Genomic DNA, 15,356 nt, shown 5'->3' on the forward strand with positions numbered 1-15,356 from the left:
CATTTATCCGGATTATAGGACAGATTTAATGACGGGTATATCACACTTTGATGGTCTGATTACATTTATATCGATAGGCTAAATGTTTGAAGGCGTTGGACTGTTCTCGAAACCCTTCACATACAAAAAAGCCCTATGTAAATAGGGCTTAGAGTTCGTATTAGTAGCTGGTTTACAGTGTCAGTAAGTAATTCACTAACTGGTTGTATTCCTCGTAGCTCTTAATGTTATCTGGTTTCACAATGTATTTATTGTTAACTAATACCCCTGGTACGCCAGTTAACGTGCTTGCTTCGAATTGCTTATCAAAACGCTTCTGCATTGAGTTCACCGCAAAGCTGTTGTATGCCGCATCAAATTTCTTTGCTTCTACGCCATTATCGAGAAAGAGTTGGCGAAGCGCCGCTTCATCTTTTGGCGTTTGGCGTAGCTGGTGGATTTGATTAAACATAGTAGGGATCATTTTCTCTTCTACATCTAAAGCAATCATCGTCGCGTAAGATTTTGCCATTGGTACTGCCATATCGTTCCCCATGAAGGCAACGTGTACTTTTTCAAAGCTAGCGTTGTCTGGTAGCGATGGTTTCAGATTTTCAACAACGGCTTCAAACTTAAAGCAGTGTGGGCAGTAAAATGAGAAGAACTCAGTAACCGTTGGCTTCTTCGCTTTTTCAACTTCAAGAACCTTGTAGTGAGTGCCTTCTTCGAACTGCGCAGCCTGAGCGGCAACGCTTAAAATTAGCGCGCTAAAAAGAGTAAATAGCTTTTTCATGTGTGTTATTCCATATTTTCAAAATGTATAAATGCGCGTTTAGCTAGGTAGCCAACGCTTATGTGCAGTGATAAATGTTTGAAGATTATGAAATAGGAGGACGGTATAGGAGCTGAGCCCGAATAATGGGTTTAGAAATGGTATCGGTTTGGATGAGCGCTAATGATTGCGGCTGTTCGATTGGATTGATGATGGAACGAACCGAAGCCATTTTAAGTAGGCAGACTGAGCCAGAACAATGGGGCTCTACCTTTACTTGCTCAGATTCTTGTTCAGGGCAATTTTGATGAAGGGATAAATCAGCATGTTGAGCAGAAGACTGCGATTGAATGATCTTTTGTTGCGCCTTACTGTTTGCTTCAGCACTCACCATAAAGCTTGTTCCGAGCATCGCGAACAAGGTGAAAGCTGTAATCCAAATTGTACTTATCAATTTAGGCATTGCGCATTACATCAAATTTGAAGAGTTCGTATCATACAACAAAACAATGGCTTTTCCCTTGGGTGAAACTGAAAAAGTTTGAAGCCGTCGACAAGGCACCCCTCGTTAGTTGGCTTTATATTGGTTTAAGAACATTTCCACTGCTGACTCAACGATTTTGTTTTGCTCCTCTTTGTTAGGAAAAGGAGCGTGGCCCATTACTTGTGGCCAAAATGCGAACGCTTTGATTAGAGAGATAAACTGCATCGCGGTGAAATCAGGGCACACCTGCTTAAGTTTGTTTGCCTCGATGGCCGCTTTGATCCAGCGGTTGAGGCCACTCTCAGCTTGAGCAAACTTTTCCATCGCCTGCTGGGCAAGTTGCTCGTTGTTGAAATACTCAGCAAGTAATACTCTTGAAAGGCTTAGAAAGCCTTCAGAACTAAGCAACTTAAGCTCTTGAAAGGCGATTTCTGTAAGTTGCTCTTCTAGCGGCAATTCTGCATTGAACGCATATTCGGTCGCAGCGAGCCCTTTCTTCCATAGTTCGGTTAGTATGCTATTGAAAAGCGCGTCTTTACTTTCGAAGTGATTGTAAACAGTACGTTTAGACACTGAGGCTCGTGTGGAAATTTTATCCATACTGGTTGCTTGAAAGCCATTGTCTTTGAATTCCGCAATTGCAGCTTCGATGATGGCTTCACGCTTTTTTTGGCTTAGTGTCTTTTTAACTGTCATGGAGTGGCTCGGAAGTAAAACGATTTAAAGGTATTTTACACCAATGAGTTTACTTATGACCATCTTTGGATGGTATTCAGGGTAACTAATCTCACTCAACATAGTTAGGTGGCTAACTTACTAAGCGAAATGATAAAGATAAGGAGATCATGTGATTACGATTCGTTCATACCAAGCAAGTGATGCGCCGCATCTATGGGAAGTATTTTTCCATACAGTAAGAAACATCAATCTCGGTGATTACACAAGTAAGCAGGTTAAGGCTTGGGCACCGGATTTTATTACCCCAGAGCTTTGGAAATCTCGTACTGATCGCATTAAACCGTTTATTGCCGAGATAGATGGGGTGATTGCAGGATATGCGGATTTACAGCCAGATGGCATGATCGACCACTTTTTCTGTCACCACTTATACCAAGGTAAAGGAGTCGCAAGGGCTTTGATGGCTCACATTCATGAACAAGCTAAGCAGCGCAGTATCTCGCGACTGTACTCAGAGGTCAGCATTACCGCTAGGCCATTTTACGAGCACAGTGGCTTTCGTGTTGTGAATGAGCAGACGATCGAAATCAGAGGCCAGAAGCTGAACAACTTTGTCATGGAGAAGTTACTTTCTGACGTTTCCGATAAATGAGTAGGTAGAAATGTATTGACGATTGATTATCGAGCTGAATAGTTTTCCGCAAGCCGACATAAAAATCACGTATGTCTGACATCTGGCTATTGGCGCTTATCCGACAATATCGGCAAGTAAATTAGAGGATAAGATTATGGAATTCACCGATCTGGATCGTGAAGCACTTTACGAAATATGGATGTCCCAAAAAGCCAAAATGCACATGACTCAAATGGAAATGGCCAAAAAAATGGGCATGACTCAAGTGGAATTTTCGGATTTGATCAGAGGAGATGCACCACTAACTATGGGGTTTGTCGCAGAGTTCTCTCGGTTAATGAGAATTGAAGCCGCGCATTATTTACCGTCTTTGATGAGAAATGCTTCTGGCGCCCCACAAGTCGTGTATTTGAGAAATCGCGTTGCGGTCGACGGTGAGATTCAACATGTTTACATTGAAGGCAATCAAGTGATCATCGAATACGTGCATGCTTTGCAAGCTTAGCTCGTTGTTTGAATACGGCCGGCCGTAACCGATATTTCGAAACTATCGGTGGGTTACTGGGTGGCTTTGATTGTCGGACTTTGGTTTGGGCGCGGATCTAGAATATGCACCGTGCCTCGCTCCAGCTTTTTAGCGTGGAACAACGCTTGATCCGCCAGCGCTATAAATTGCTCAATACACATGTTCTCAGGGATCACTTGGTTATGCTCGATCCCTATGGTGATCGATAGCCGATCACCCACTGTTGAGCTTACATTGGGGATATTTAATTCTTTAATGGCATCCGTAAGCTTGAGTGCTTCACTGATACATTCCTCTCGCGTTAATTCTGCTCTGTAGACGAGAAATTCATCTCCGCCAAATCGAAAACAGAGCCCTTCTAAACAGCACCAATCCAATATAGCTTGCGAAACTTGCTTTAGCGCCTCATCTCCCATCAGGTGTCCATAGTGGTCATTGAGGTTCTTGAAGCAGTCGATATCAATCATAAACAAGCAGGCGCTATGTTTCTTTTCCTGAGCTTTACGTAATACGTGAGGTAACCGTTTCTCAAGAGCAAAGCGATTGTACGTTTGAGTCAAGTGGTCGATGGTACTGAGTTTCTCTAGCCTCTTTTGTTGGTCGGCGAGCGCAAGCTGTGCAAGCTTATATTCGGTAATATTCCTTACTGTCCAAAGTACGTGTTTATAGCCAGCAAGCGGTATTACAAAGGCGCTGAAATACTGAATTTCTTTTGGGCCTTGGATATCTTTAAAGCACGACATGTCATCGGGGTCGAGTTCGTATTCCAATTCACAAGGTTGATGGCTAACCAGTACTTCTTGAATGATTTTTTCAAACCAAACCGCTTTATCAGGAGGAAGTATTTGGGTGATGTGTTGGCCAACAAGTGAAACAGGGTTGTGGTGCCGCTTGGTGTCAGTGCCACCCCACGCTTCCACATAATAGCCTTGGTCATTGATCAAAAAAGTCGGCTCAGGCAGAGACTCAAAAACCGTAGAGATGATTTCTGGATGCTTAGTTATCGCTTTGAAAAAGATAGAATCCAAAATTCAAACCTGTAATTGACTTATTTATCATTACTTATAGATATAGCGCATATATGGCCGTTCAGCATAAAATGGGTGGTGTAATGGCCTAATCTTGGCGAGCGAGTGATATTTATTTGCTTTGGAAATTGGCTAAATGCATAGTGTTTGTAAACCAAATTACAGATAGGCATGGCAGAGAATGGAAGTAGCGAAGGAATTCGCTAACCTACTGTTTTCTGCGGTTCATAGAAATGCCAACTAGGAAGAGAGTAATCGTTAATGAGTAGTATTTTAGATTGTATTCGCACAGTGGGTCGTGGTGAGCGTGGCCGTAAGCCGCTCACATTTGATCAAGCTAATCAAATCATGGATGAATATTTGGATGGGCAAGTGGGCGATGACCAAATGGCAATGCTACTGATGCTTATTCGAGTCCAGAACGAAACCAATGAAGAAATCGCAGGTTTCGTTAAAGCGTTTCAATCTCGAGTTCCAGATCTTGGTGCCGACATCGATTGGCCATGCTATGCAGGTAAGCGTAACGACAAAAGCAGCGGTAAGCCATGGAACTTGTTAGCGGCTAGGATTTTGGCGGATAAAGGTTACAAAATCCTGATGCACGGCTACATGGATAAGCCGAGCGGCCGAGAGCATGTAGAAAGCTACTTAGAGCAAGTTGGAGTGCGTCGCGCCGATAACGCCGAGCATGCTAAGCATATTATGGAAACAGATGGCATTGCTTATCTGCCTCTAGCTAATTTTGCCCCTGAAGCAAAAACCATGATTGGCTGGAAAGCGCGTTATGGCTTAAGAACACCGATTAATACGGTTGTGCGCGCGTTGAACCCTGGGGGAGGACGTTTAGGTTTACGTGGCAGTTTCCACCCAGGTTTTCCTCAGCTTCATGCTGAAGTTGAGCATGTGATCGGCGAAAAATCCCATTCGGTTATTTCATTTAAAGGGCAATCTGGAGAATCTGAATACAATCCTAAAGTAAGCCAAACTGTTTGGATGAGCACGCCAGACAAAGTGGAGTCTTTCTATTGGGAAGGAACAATGAATAGCGATTTACCTCTGCCAGAAACTTGTATTTTGGGGACACCAGAAGATGAGAATGAACTAATGGCTAATAGCGTGGTGGATACCATGACCGCTATTTTGTTTACTGAAACTCACGACAAAGACCAAGCTTATCAACGAGCGTATACCTATTGGCAAGAGTATTGTTCTGCTCATTAGTCGGTTACTTTGAAGGCCAGCAGTTGCTGGCCTTTTTTATTGGCGTGGAATATTAGTAGGACGTGTCGGAGCATTTGCGTCCATAATCAATAATTAGCTTTCTGGGTACTCGTAATAATGATGAATAAAACTTTGGTGAAAAGAGCCGCCGTTATTGCGGTGATTGTTGGTTCTTTACTTAATGTGATTAATCAATATGAAGCGATATTTGGTGGCGATACCATCGAGTGGCTAAAAGCAGCTCTTACATTCTGTGTTCCGTTCGTGGTGTCTTTGGTAAGCAGTTATATAACGTTGCGCGATGTTAAGCGAAACCAAAGAGAGTCACGGTAGTCACTCTCTTTAGGGAAGCTCACTGCTAGGTGTAATAGGCCTTTATAACGAAGAAATTAAGACTTCTTGATCCGTAAACTTAATCTTCTCCATGTTATGTAAGATGTCATCGTTGGTATTCGGGCAGCTTACGACGACGAATAGCGGTGATGCCGTTATCGTACATTCCGATTTCTCATTATTGATGATGTAGGTATCGGTGCCGTCTAACCCATTGATCAAATTGGGTTGATTATTTCCTTCTAGGATATTGTCTTCATTATTAGCGATTAAACTCATTGGCTTGTCGCCGATAATTTTCGCGTTTAGATAGTATTGAGATTTAAAGGTGTAGGCATCAACTGGTGGAGCAACTTGGTAGGCGTTCATTACAAAACGAGACTCTAGATTGCCTTGCTGAGTATGGTAATCAGCAACACCATTGGAATCGATTCTGACCGTTGTTTGCATCATGTCATGGAACATACCTGTGATGAAATCGAGCCCACTATCGTCATTAATCCCATTATCACCAGTTACCATCTTGTCACGACTTGTCAGTTTGTAACCGTCTAGCCCTGTATTCTGGTGCTGCCACATGCCCATGTAAGCTTCAAATACTGAGGCTAAGTATTCATGGGAATAGCTTTGCCCGATCTCTGGGTTCACATCATCGTTTTCCCAATCTTGCCAACTGCTTTGAGTTGGGTTCCACGCCACAGAACCACCATTGGTCATGTCGGTATATTGGCGCAGAGCCTCGGCACGCACGAGCTCTTGATAGGGTTTAGTGGAATCGTTCGGGGCAATGCCTTGAGCTTGTACTAAATGAAGGATTTCTTCGAACGCGGCATCACGATCGGCCTCGTGACCATCACTATTAGTTCCTAACGAAACGCACGAGTTTGGGATGTCGAAATTGGTCATGTAGTGACAATCACCAACAACCGCGAGTTCGCGATAATACAAACCTTGGCTATTAAGAATCCATTTAGGAAAACCAGCAACGTTAGGTAATTGGGTGAAAAAGGCTTCAATGATTTTCTCTTGATCTTCTTCTTCAAGGTTTAGGAAATCGTCGCGAAATGCAATGAGTTCACTGGTATCAATAGAGGCTGGGTCTTGTAGGTTGGCGTTATCTACTAAATCTCGTAACACTCCGAGTTTTATAGCGTTATCGGCGAACAGACCTAATAGTAAGGCAGAATTTTCATCTTCGTTTTTTGTGAGCATTAGCGTTGCTTCGCGGCTAGCTAAGGTGGTCGCGATGGATGATTTGTCTGCGCCGTATTTAGAACCTGTGTTATTCGTTAACAAGTGTCCCAGAATATTAGCGGCTCTTAGTATCTTTTCTCCATTCGCATTGTCATCGGTTGCAATGATTCGAATTTTGCTATTTTGGGAGGCATTAATGCTTGAACGTGCACTCTGGTTATCCGTGATGGTTAGCTCTAGGTAGTGTTCAAAGCCGACATTTTTTGCTGACTGAAATTCCGCCGGGAATTGATTCGACACTTCGCCATCAAACTCTAGGTTTTGGCCTTGTGCGTAGTTGTTTACCTTATTGGTTGAATTGGTGCTGCCTGAACTCGCTCCCGTTGAAGTCGTGTTCGTTGACTCACTTCCACAGCCCGCTAAAGCAAGCGCTAGGGTTGGGATTACCCATGTTAAAACTCGAATCATGTCTGCTACTCAGTAAAATGGTTTATTTCATCTGTGATGGGTTAAAGGTGATAGGAGAGGACTCGATAGCACTTAGGTAATTTCGATCTATGACTATCTGTATTCACCAAATCAATGGGATGGTACTTGTTTGTGTTTTTGAGTCTATGAGTCGAATGTTGGGGAACTTGAATGTAAGTGCGTTTGTAAGAAGGGGGAGCGGTATTTACTTACAAAGGTACTGCTAAGGTGCTGTTTTTGAATGGTAATCAATCGGTTTAATTCGTATTCGAACTCAGAGGTGTGTTTTGTAAGCTCGGGTAAGGGGTGTGCAGCAATAAGGGCATGGTTATGCGTGGACTGTCTGTTGCTGGAAACGTTCATCGCTCCCAGCGACTGGTTAAACAAGGAGGGTGCAAAGTTAGGGTTATTTTAGGAAGTAACCAAAATCAATGTCCTGAATTTTTTGATATTTCGCCAACTTTACTTTCACATTGTTCTGCGCTGCGAGATCGATGGCCAAACTCGACATGGCTTCTATGTCCGCTACACAATGAGCGATCAACGGTTGTACTTTGTTGTTTATTTTGGCTGTGATCACATTTTCTTTACCGTCTTCAGCAATGAAAATAAAAGCGTACATTTCAAGGTTATCGTTCATTAATCTTAATTTCTCTATCGTGTTCAAAAAGTCTAAGCGAGTTAGCGCCTGCAATATTATTCCCCAATTGACCTTGTGAATGGTTCCTCGAATTGCAAGCTATGTGGATAATACTTAGTGCATGAGCCACATCCAGCCCAGAGCCTACGGCGGATTATTTTGTAAGGCCTATGTAATGATAATTGTGTTTTTGAGAGGTTGGTTTTGTTTGTATTTGATTGAATTTTAAGAACTTCCTAAATAGTGGAGAGCTTTGCTTTGATTCTGAGATGAGTACACCAGTTTTGTAATACGATGTAAGGCAAGATTAATGGCATTGAAAATGCTTGGTTTTCAATATACATGGAGCGAAATCTCAAAATGAGAAATGGAAAGAAAGCGTTTACGTTCTAAAGCCAAATTATTTTGGCGCAAAAGTAGAAAAATATCTAAGTGCCAAGCCTTTCTCTACCTAGCTTTCACTCTATTTAAGGTTTTACCTATCAATAAAATTGTTGAAATCCATTTAGTAAAATCAAGATTTTAGACAACAATTAACTTATAGGCATAACCAAGATTTCGCAGTAGTTCAAAAGTTTAGGGAGAATGTTATGGAATCACTCAAAGTTAAAGATTATATGACACATCACGCAGTAACATTTACCGTGGATATGCCATTGAGTGCGGCTCTGGATAGAGTGATGAAAAGCCATCATATGGGCGGCCCTGTGATTAACGATCAAGAAGAAGTCATCGGGTTTTTATCAGAGCAGGATTTGCTCGATAAACTTGTCAAGGTGAGTTACTTCTGTCAAGACACCCATGTAGTAGGCGATTGTATGCACCCGGATGTACTCGCGGTAAGCCCAGAGTTGTCGATTATTGAACTGGCAGACATGATGAAAGTCGGTAAGCCAAAAGCTTATCCTGTTATTGATAACAAGAAGTTAGTCGGCATTATTACACGAACTGATGTACTGAAAGCGATCGGTAAAAACCTCGATGATTGCTTCAAACACCCTGTATAAAATTTTGTAACTAATTGTTATAGTTATTTTCAACAGTAAACTTAAAAGGCGCATCAGCGCCTTTTGTTGTTTTACCCCTTAAGAGTTTTGGAGATAAAGATGACAGCACCAACCGCAAAGTTTGTTGAAGGTTCAACAATGCGTCATATACTCGTGATGTCGGGCGCTGGCTCTGTAGGCTTGATGGCACTGTTTGTGGTCGACCTACTGGATATGCTGTTCATCAGTATGCTTGGGCAAGTGGAACTAGCGGCAGCCGTTGGGTTTGCAGGAACGCTCACGTTCTTCTCAACTTCTGTTTCGATCGGTACTTCGATTGCAATGGGGGCTTTAGTCTCAAAAGCCATTGGAGCAAAGCAAAAGCTTACCGCCCAACAATTAAGTAGTAGCATTATGATGACTGCATTTGTCATCAGCTCAATTGTTACCACAGGTATGTTCATTCACATACCGGAGTTACTTGCAGCTATTGGTGCTCAAGGAGTAGCGGCAGAGCGTGCAGAAGCGTATTTGCAGATTCTGCTACCAAGTGGTCCTATTCTGGCACTAGCAATGGCTGCGGGTGCCGGCTTAAGAGCGGCTGGTGATGCTAAACGTTCAATGTGGGCGACGTTATCAGGGGGAATTGTTAATGCGATCCTCGACCCTTTATTTATCTTTGGCTTCGGCTGGAATGTAGAAGGTGCGGCGTTCGCCTCTGTGCTTGCACGATGCACGGTTCTATTTTTCTCTATCTATCCTTTGATTCGAATTCACCAGCTGGTGGCAAGACCATCGCTGTCCATTTGGCAGAATAATATTCGTTCTATTTTAAAAATTGCATTGCCAGCGATTATTACCAATGCCGCTACACCAATAGGTAACGCCATAGTCACGACTGGTATTGCGCAATATGGTGAAGATTTTGTAGCAGGCTTTGCGGTAGTCGGTCGCTTAACACCAGTGTGTTTTGCTGTGATCTTTGCGCTTTCCGGAGCGGTGGGGCCGATAATCGGTCAAAACTTCGGTGCAGAGCGAATGGATCGCGTAAAAGAAACGTTGAACAATTCATTATTAGTCACGACCATTTACACCATTGCCGTCTGTATTATTTTGTACTTCTTACAAGATTACATCGTATTAGGTTTCAGCTTGGAAGGTGACGCCGCGATACTAGTCGGTGCCTTTTGTACTTACGTAGCCATTACGTTCATTTTCAATGGCGCGCTATTTGTGGCTAACACTTCTTTTAACAACCTGGGTAAACCGCTTTACTCGACAGCTTTGAATCTAAGTAAAGCGACCTTGGGTACATTGCCATTTGTTTACTTTGGTTCTCAATGGTTTGGTGCGCTAGGCGTTATTTATGGGCAAGCTTTAGGTAATGTGATTTTCGGCGTGCTGGGCGTCTTGGTTTTGCGTCATCATATTGCCGAGCTTATGGCCGGTAGCGAAGTTGAACTTGAAGAAGAAGATGTATCAATGACCAGCTTGAATACCCAGCCATTTTGTTCTCATGATGCGGTTTTGATTGATGATGTGCCAAAAGGGCATGAAGAAACGCCTAATCAAAAAGCATAAATTTGAATTATCTTCTTGACCTTGGAGTTACCTCCAAGGTTTATACTTTTTACATATTCGGTAGTAGTGAGAGTCGAGCTCACTCAATTCAGAAAATTCGAATATGAGAATTTCAAGGAGATAATTTATGTGTGCAAAACATACAGCGTGCCGCTCAAACAAAACAAACATGCAGCCAGCGAGCACTGATAGCTGCTCAAGTCCTAAAATCACTAGCATTAAAGCAGCAGGCGCTACCAGTTGTGGAAGTTCTTCTGACGCTTCTGGCGGGGATAGCTGTTGTAGTAGTGCTGACGTTGGGGAAGAAGACAGTCCCGGCTTAGCCGAACTTTCGACAGATACGCTTACCCAAAGTTGGCAAGTCAGTGGTATGGACTGCCCTGCATGTGCTAAAAAAATTGAAAATGCGATTCGTAGTATCGATGGCGTGATTCAAGCTAAAGTTCTGTTTGCGACCGAAAAACTGGTGGTGAACTTTAATGACCAAGCACTTTCCGAGTCGATAGAGCAAGTTGCGAAGAAAACTGGTTTCCCGTTATCTTCAACAACATCAAAAGCTAAGGCTCCACAGCCAACTGGCTGGATCCCTGTAATTCGTTCCAATCTTCAAATCATTGCCATCTCATCAGCGATGTTAGTGGCAGCATTGATTAAATCTCCTTTCCCTGAAGTCAGTGAAATTTTATTTACGCTAACGTGCTTACTTGGTTTATATCCAGTTGCGAAAAAAGCCGTTCAGTTAGCGAAATCCGGTACTCCATTTGCCATTGAAACCTTGATGAGTGTAGCCGCTCTAGGTGCTTTGTATTTAGGCGAAACCATCGAAGCGGCGATGGTATTACTCTTGTTCTTGATCGGCGAAAGGCTGGAAGCATTCGCTTCATCTAGAGCGCGTAGCGGCGTTCAAGCATTGATGGCGTTGGTGCCGGAAACGGCAATTAAAATTGTCGATGGTGAGCGTGTAGAGTGCTCTGCTAGCGAGTTAGCACCGGGTGATGTTATCGAAGTTTCACCAGGCTCACGTTTACCTGCGGATGGTCAACTGATTTCTGTGTCGGCTACTTTTGATGAGAGTGCATTGACAGGTGAATCTGTACCGGTTGAGCATACAAAAGGTAATGGCGTGATGGCGGGTGCCGTGGTGGTTGATCAAGTTGTGCAACTGACGATCACCTCAAAGCAAGGCGAGAACGCGATCGACCGTATTCTGCATTTGATTGAAGAAGCTGAATCTCGTAAAGCGCCATTGGAGCGTTTCTTAGATAAGTTCAGTCGCTGGTACACACCGTTAATGATGTTGGTTGCACTACTAGTGATCATTACTCCACCGCTATTGTTTGCTCAACCTTGGGAAACTTGGGTATATCGTGGACTTGCGTTACTTCTTATTGCTTGCCCTTGTGCACTGGTTATCTCTACTCCAGCAGCCATTACTTCCGGCCTTGCTGCAGCAGCGAGACGAGGCGCCTTGATTAAAGGTGGAGCGGCGTTAGAGCAGCTTGGAAAAATCGAGACTATCGCGTTTGATAAAACGGGTACTTTGACCAAAGGTAAACCTCAAGTCACGGACATTGAACCGTTATCTGGTTGGGATACCAATGAAATGCTACGTGTAGTCGGTGCGATTGAAGTCGGATCAAATCACCCATTGGCTAAATCCTTGGTTGAAAAGATCGAAATGATGAATGTCGCGATCCCAGAAGCGCAAGACAAAAAAGCGCTTATCGGTAGTGGCGTTGAAGGCTTAGTCGATGGGGTGAAGTACCAAGTATTAGCGCCATCAAAAATTGAGTTTGAGTTAGCTTCACAAGTTACTGACTCCATTCTTGCGCTTGAAGGGCAAGGTAAAACTGTAGTTGTTGCGTGTCAGGGCCAGCAGGCTATTGGCCTAATTGCTTGGCAGGACACCTTGCGTGAAGATGCCAAACAAGCTGTAGATAGTCTATCTAAGCTAGGTATTAGCGCGATTATGTTAACGGGTGATAATCCACGTAGTGCAGCGGCGATCAGCGGCAAGATTGGCATTCAATACAAAGCGAGTTTGCTGCCTAGCGATAAGGTTACTTATGTCGAGGAATTGTCTCAGCAGTCTCACGTAGCCATGGTTGGTGATGGTATTAACGATGCGCCAGCTATGAAGACCGCGAATGTGGGTATTGCTATGGGCGGCGGTACAGATGTAGCGTTGGAAACCGCAGACTCAGCATTGACGCATAACCGTCTAACCGAATTACCAGCAATGATTGAACTGTCGCGCGCGACGATGACTAATATTCGCCAAAACGTAACCTTGGCGCTTGGCCTGAAAGGAGTGTTCTTAGTCACGAGCCTATTCGGTATTACTGGACTGTGGGTAGCGGTTTTAGCTGACAGTGGTGCAACAGCATTAGTGACATTGAACGCGTTAAGGCTTTTGAAATTTAAACCTAAAACGACCAAGTAACCTATGCAATATATTGAGGTGACCCGTTTCTCGAAATAATGAGTAACTGAAACAATGCTTATCAATATAGTGTGATGTAATTCAAATAAACGCTTCAAGTGCACGGTTGCTTGAGGCGTTTTTTGTCTCACTGATATGCAACAGAAATGTAAAATGTGCTCGGTTTTGTGATGGCAACCGATTTTTTGTGCAAATTTATGATACACGACATTGTTCAGTGTGAGGTTGATCACTTCATTGCGATGTTAGGTTCGATAAAGTGCTCCTGTACCCCACAATTTTACTTTGAGCTTATTTAAGGGCGAAGACCCACTAAGCCAACAAGGAGCAACATATGTCTCAAGCTGTTTTTCATTTAGGTATTACTGAAGCTGATCTTAACGGCGCTACGTTAGCGATCATTCCTGGTGATCCTGCTCGCGTACAAAAGATCGCAGAAATTATGGAAAACCCAGTGTTCTTAGCAAGTCACCGTGAGTACACACTTTACCGTGCTGAGTTAGATGGTAAGCCTGTTGTTGTTTGTTCTACTGGTATTGGTGGTCCATCTACATCTATTGCAGTGGAAGAGCTAGCTCAGCTTGGCGTACGCACTTTCCTACGTGTTGGTACAACTGGCGCAATCCAACCTCACGTAAATGTTGGTGATATGATTGTTTCGACTGGTTCTGTTCGTCTAGACGGTGCAAGCCTACACTTCGCGCCAATGGAATTCCCGGCGGTTGCGGATTTTGAAGTAGCAACAGCGATGAAGGCAGCAGTAGAAGAGTCTGGTGCAACAGTTCACACAGGTGTGACTGCTTCAAGCGATACTTTCTACCCAGGTCAAGAGCGTTACGATACTTTCTCTGGCCGTGTTGTTAAGCGCTTCCAAGGTTCTATGCAAGAATGGCAAGATATGGGTGTGCTGAACTTTGAAATGGAGTCTGCAACTCTACTGACAATGTGTGCAAGTTCTGGTCTAAAAGCAGGTTGTGTAGCTGGCGTTATCATCAACCGTACGCAGAAAGAGATCCCAGATCACGATACGCTAAAAGAAACAGAAGCACGTTCAATTAAAGTAGTAGTAGAAGCTGCGCGTAAAATGCTGTAACTGATTCTTTATAAAGAATAATAAAAACGCCCGCATCCATGATGCGGGCGTTTTGTATTTAGCTTATTGAAAAGGTTTGAAAGCAAGAAGCCAAACTAATACGTTATTAGATAACGAAAGCTTGGCGCACTGTGTTTACAGCTCTTCGTGGCCACCGGCTGCTGTGAACCAGGCTTTTAGGTGCGTCTTAAGATCTTTTAGTTCATCAGGGCCAATTAATGCCAGCCCTAAATCTTCAGCACGAGTAATATCGTTATGGCGCAGCGGGCGGAAGCTGACTAGCATTGCGCGTGCTTGTAGGCCACCCAATAAGTCTCTTAAAGACTCAAGCTTATAAAGTGTGTCATCACCATCATCACGCATACCTTTTGTCTTACACTCGATGATGTGTAGCTTATTATTCACCACTGAAGCGACATCGAGTTCGTTCCGCACTTCGCGTTCACCTAGCTGACGATATACTTGCACGTTTAAAGAGCGATCTTGAATGGTTGGTAAGTCGTCTTGGATTTGCTTAACCGTGCTGTGTACTAAAGTCTCCAGCCATTCTCCGTTAGAAAAACGACGTGCATCTTCATTCGCAAATGTCAGGATACCGTTTTCATAAGTCGCAATCTGAACTTCAACCAGATCAGAGATAAGCATATTGAGTTCGCGGTAACCTTGTTGTTTTTCAGACAGCGCGACATCTAACTTCTGTTCTTTTCGGCAAGTTGTTGCAAGGTAGTTCAAAGTCGCAAGACCAGGTCCTAATTCTAATGCGTTACTCGCCCAACGCTCTCCGAGGGTATATAACTTTTCATCTAACTGAGGGGATACTTCGTATTCGCTAAACTCTCCACGAGCGCCAAATACGGTAAGGTAATCAGAGATTGTAATGCGATCTTGAACTTGCGCGTCTTCTTTTTCATTCGGGTATAGCCAGCATAGTTTGTCGCTGTTTGGTTCAACGACAAAAATTGGCCAATGGTAGGTTCTGAATACTTCGTAGACAGACAACAAACGGTGACGCAGGCCACAGCTTGCGTTGAGTTTTACTTCTTCGCCACGGGCTTTTAAGTCTTGTGCTAGAGTTTCAATTGACTGCTTAATCAAGCGAGTGTTTGCCGCTGTAGGGATCTCAAAAAATTCTGTGGTGATATCGCGTTTCGCGAGTACCGAATGTAAACGTAAGTACATAGTTTCTTGGGTGCTGTCCCCAATGAAGACGATATGAGTACTAATAGTGCGGTTATCCAACAAGGGAGTCACTAAGCGAATCGGGTCTTGATCGATAATTCCGACATGAACAGCCAT

General features: G+C 43.6%; 15 protein-coding genes. 8 read left to right on the forward strand and 7 right to left on the reverse strand.

The window, feature by feature from the left end; translation table 11 throughout:
- Positions 1-172 precede the first annotated feature (172 nt).
- The 3 genes from ELZ11_RS02640 to ELZ11_RS02650 all read right to left on the reverse strand — a co-directional run bounded on the left by ELZ11_RS02640 (position 173) and on the right by ELZ11_RS02650 (position 1,931).
- Positions 173-772: a thiol:disulfide interchange protein DsbA/DsbL gene (locus ELZ11_RS02640; protein WP_137355810.1), complete on the reverse strand. Its 600-nt coding sequence runs from the start codon at positions 770-772 to the stop codon at positions 173-175.
- An 85-nt stretch (positions 773-857) separates the two neighbouring features.
- Positions 858-1,214: a hypothetical protein gene (locus ELZ11_RS02645; protein WP_137355811.1), complete on the reverse strand. Its 357-nt coding sequence runs from the start codon at positions 1,212-1,214 to the stop codon at positions 858-860.
- A gap of 105 nt (positions 1,215-1,319) precedes the next feature.
- Positions 1,320-1,931: a TetR/AcrR family transcriptional regulator gene (locus tag ELZ11_RS02650; protein ID WP_137355812.1), complete on the reverse strand. Its 612-nt coding sequence runs from the start codon at positions 1,929-1,931 to the stop codon at positions 1,320-1,322.
- A gap of 151 nt (positions 1,932-2,082) precedes the next feature.
- Between ELZ11_RS02650 and ELZ11_RS02655 the strand changes: the two genes are divergently transcribed.
- Together ELZ11_RS02655 and ELZ11_RS02660 are read left to right on the forward strand one after the other, a co-directional pair.
- Positions 2,083-2,565, forward strand: a complete 483-nt coding sequence (locus ELZ11_RS02655) for a GNAT family N-acetyltransferase (RefSeq protein ID WP_137355813.1) — start codon at positions 2,083-2,085, stop codon at positions 2,563-2,565.
- Positions 2,566-2,701: 136 nt separating this feature from the next.
- A complete protein-coding gene (locus ELZ11_RS02660) occupies positions 2,702-3,052 on the forward strand; it encodes a helix-turn-helix domain-containing protein (RefSeq protein WP_137355814.1) in 351 nt (116 codons plus the stop codon).
- Positions 3,053-3,105: 53 nt separating this feature from the next.
- On the opposite strand, the gene ELZ11_RS02665 is transcribed toward ELZ11_RS02660, so the two are convergent.
- Positions 3,106-4,101: a sensor domain-containing diguanylate cyclase gene (locus ELZ11_RS02665; protein WP_137355815.1), complete on the reverse strand. Its 996-nt coding sequence runs from the start codon at positions 4,099-4,101 to the stop codon at positions 3,106-3,108.
- 261 nt (positions 4,102-4,362) lie between these two features.
- Between ELZ11_RS02665 and ELZ11_RS02670 the strand changes: the two genes are divergently transcribed.
- Positions 4,363-5,322, forward strand: coding sequence for a glycosyl transferase family protein (locus ELZ11_RS02670; RefSeq protein ID WP_137355816.1), 960 nt, complete (start codon positions 4,363-4,365; stop codon positions 5,320-5,322).
- 117 nt (positions 5,323-5,439) lie between these two features.
- Positions 5,440-5,655: a nitrate/nitrite transporter NrtS gene (gene nrtS, locus ELZ11_RS02675; RefSeq protein WP_137355817.1), complete on the forward strand. Its 216-nt coding sequence runs from the start codon at positions 5,440-5,442 to the stop codon at positions 5,653-5,655.
- Positions 5,656-5,697: 42 nt separating this feature from the next.
- Here nrtS and ELZ11_RS02680 read toward each other — a convergent pair whose 3' ends face one another.
- Together ELZ11_RS02680 and ELZ11_RS02685 are read right to left on the reverse strand one after the other, a co-directional pair.
- A complete protein-coding gene (locus ELZ11_RS02680; RefSeq protein ID WP_137355818.1) occupies positions 5,698-7,317 on the reverse strand; it encodes a hypothetical protein in 1,620 nt (539 codons plus the stop codon).
- A 406-nt stretch (positions 7,318-7,723) separates the two neighbouring features.
- Positions 7,724-7,957 carry a hypothetical protein gene (locus ELZ11_RS02685; RefSeq protein WP_137355819.1) on the reverse strand — a complete coding sequence of 78 codons (234 nt, stop codon included), beginning with the start codon at positions 7,955-7,957 and terminating at the stop codon, positions 7,724-7,726.
- A 590-nt stretch (positions 7,958-8,547) separates the two neighbouring features.
- Between ELZ11_RS02685 and ELZ11_RS02690 the strand changes: the two genes are divergently transcribed.
- The 4 genes from ELZ11_RS02690 to udp all read left to right on the forward strand — a co-directional run bounded on the left by ELZ11_RS02690 (position 8,548) and on the right by udp (position 14,060).
- The gene (locus tag ELZ11_RS02690; protein WP_137355820.1) at positions 8,548-8,964 is read left to right on the forward strand and encodes a CBS domain-containing protein; all 417 of its coding nucleotides are present in this window, start codon (positions 8,548-8,550) and stop codon (positions 8,962-8,964) included.
- Positions 8,965-9,063: 99 nt separating this feature from the next.
- Positions 9,064-10,524 carry an MATE family efflux transporter gene (locus ELZ11_RS02695; RefSeq protein WP_137355821.1) on the forward strand — a complete coding sequence of 487 codons (1,461 nt, stop codon included), beginning with the start codon at positions 9,064-9,066 and terminating at the stop codon, positions 10,522-10,524.
- Positions 10,525-10,651: 127 nt separating this feature from the next.
- Positions 10,652-12,967, forward strand: a complete 2,316-nt coding sequence (locus ELZ11_RS02700; RefSeq protein ID WP_137355822.1) for a zinc/cadmium/mercury/lead-transporting ATPase — start codon at positions 10,652-10,654, stop codon at positions 12,965-12,967.
- A gap of 334 nt (positions 12,968-13,301) precedes the next feature.
- Positions 13,302-14,060, forward strand: coding sequence for a uridine phosphorylase (gene udp, locus ELZ11_RS02705; RefSeq protein WP_137355823.1), 759 nt, complete (start codon positions 13,302-13,304; stop codon positions 14,058-14,060).
- A gap of 135 nt (positions 14,061-14,195) precedes the next feature.
- On the opposite strand, the gene ELZ11_RS02710 is transcribed toward udp, so the two are convergent.
- Positions 14,196-15,356, reverse strand: a complete 1,161-nt coding sequence (locus ELZ11_RS02710; RefSeq protein ID WP_137355824.1) for a DUF1887 family protein — start codon at positions 15,354-15,356, stop codon at positions 14,196-14,198.

The organism is Vibrio profundi (assembly GCF_005281835.1).
Lineage (GTDB): Bacteria > Pseudomonadota > Gammaproteobacteria > Enterobacterales > Vibrionaceae > Vibrio > Vibrio profundi.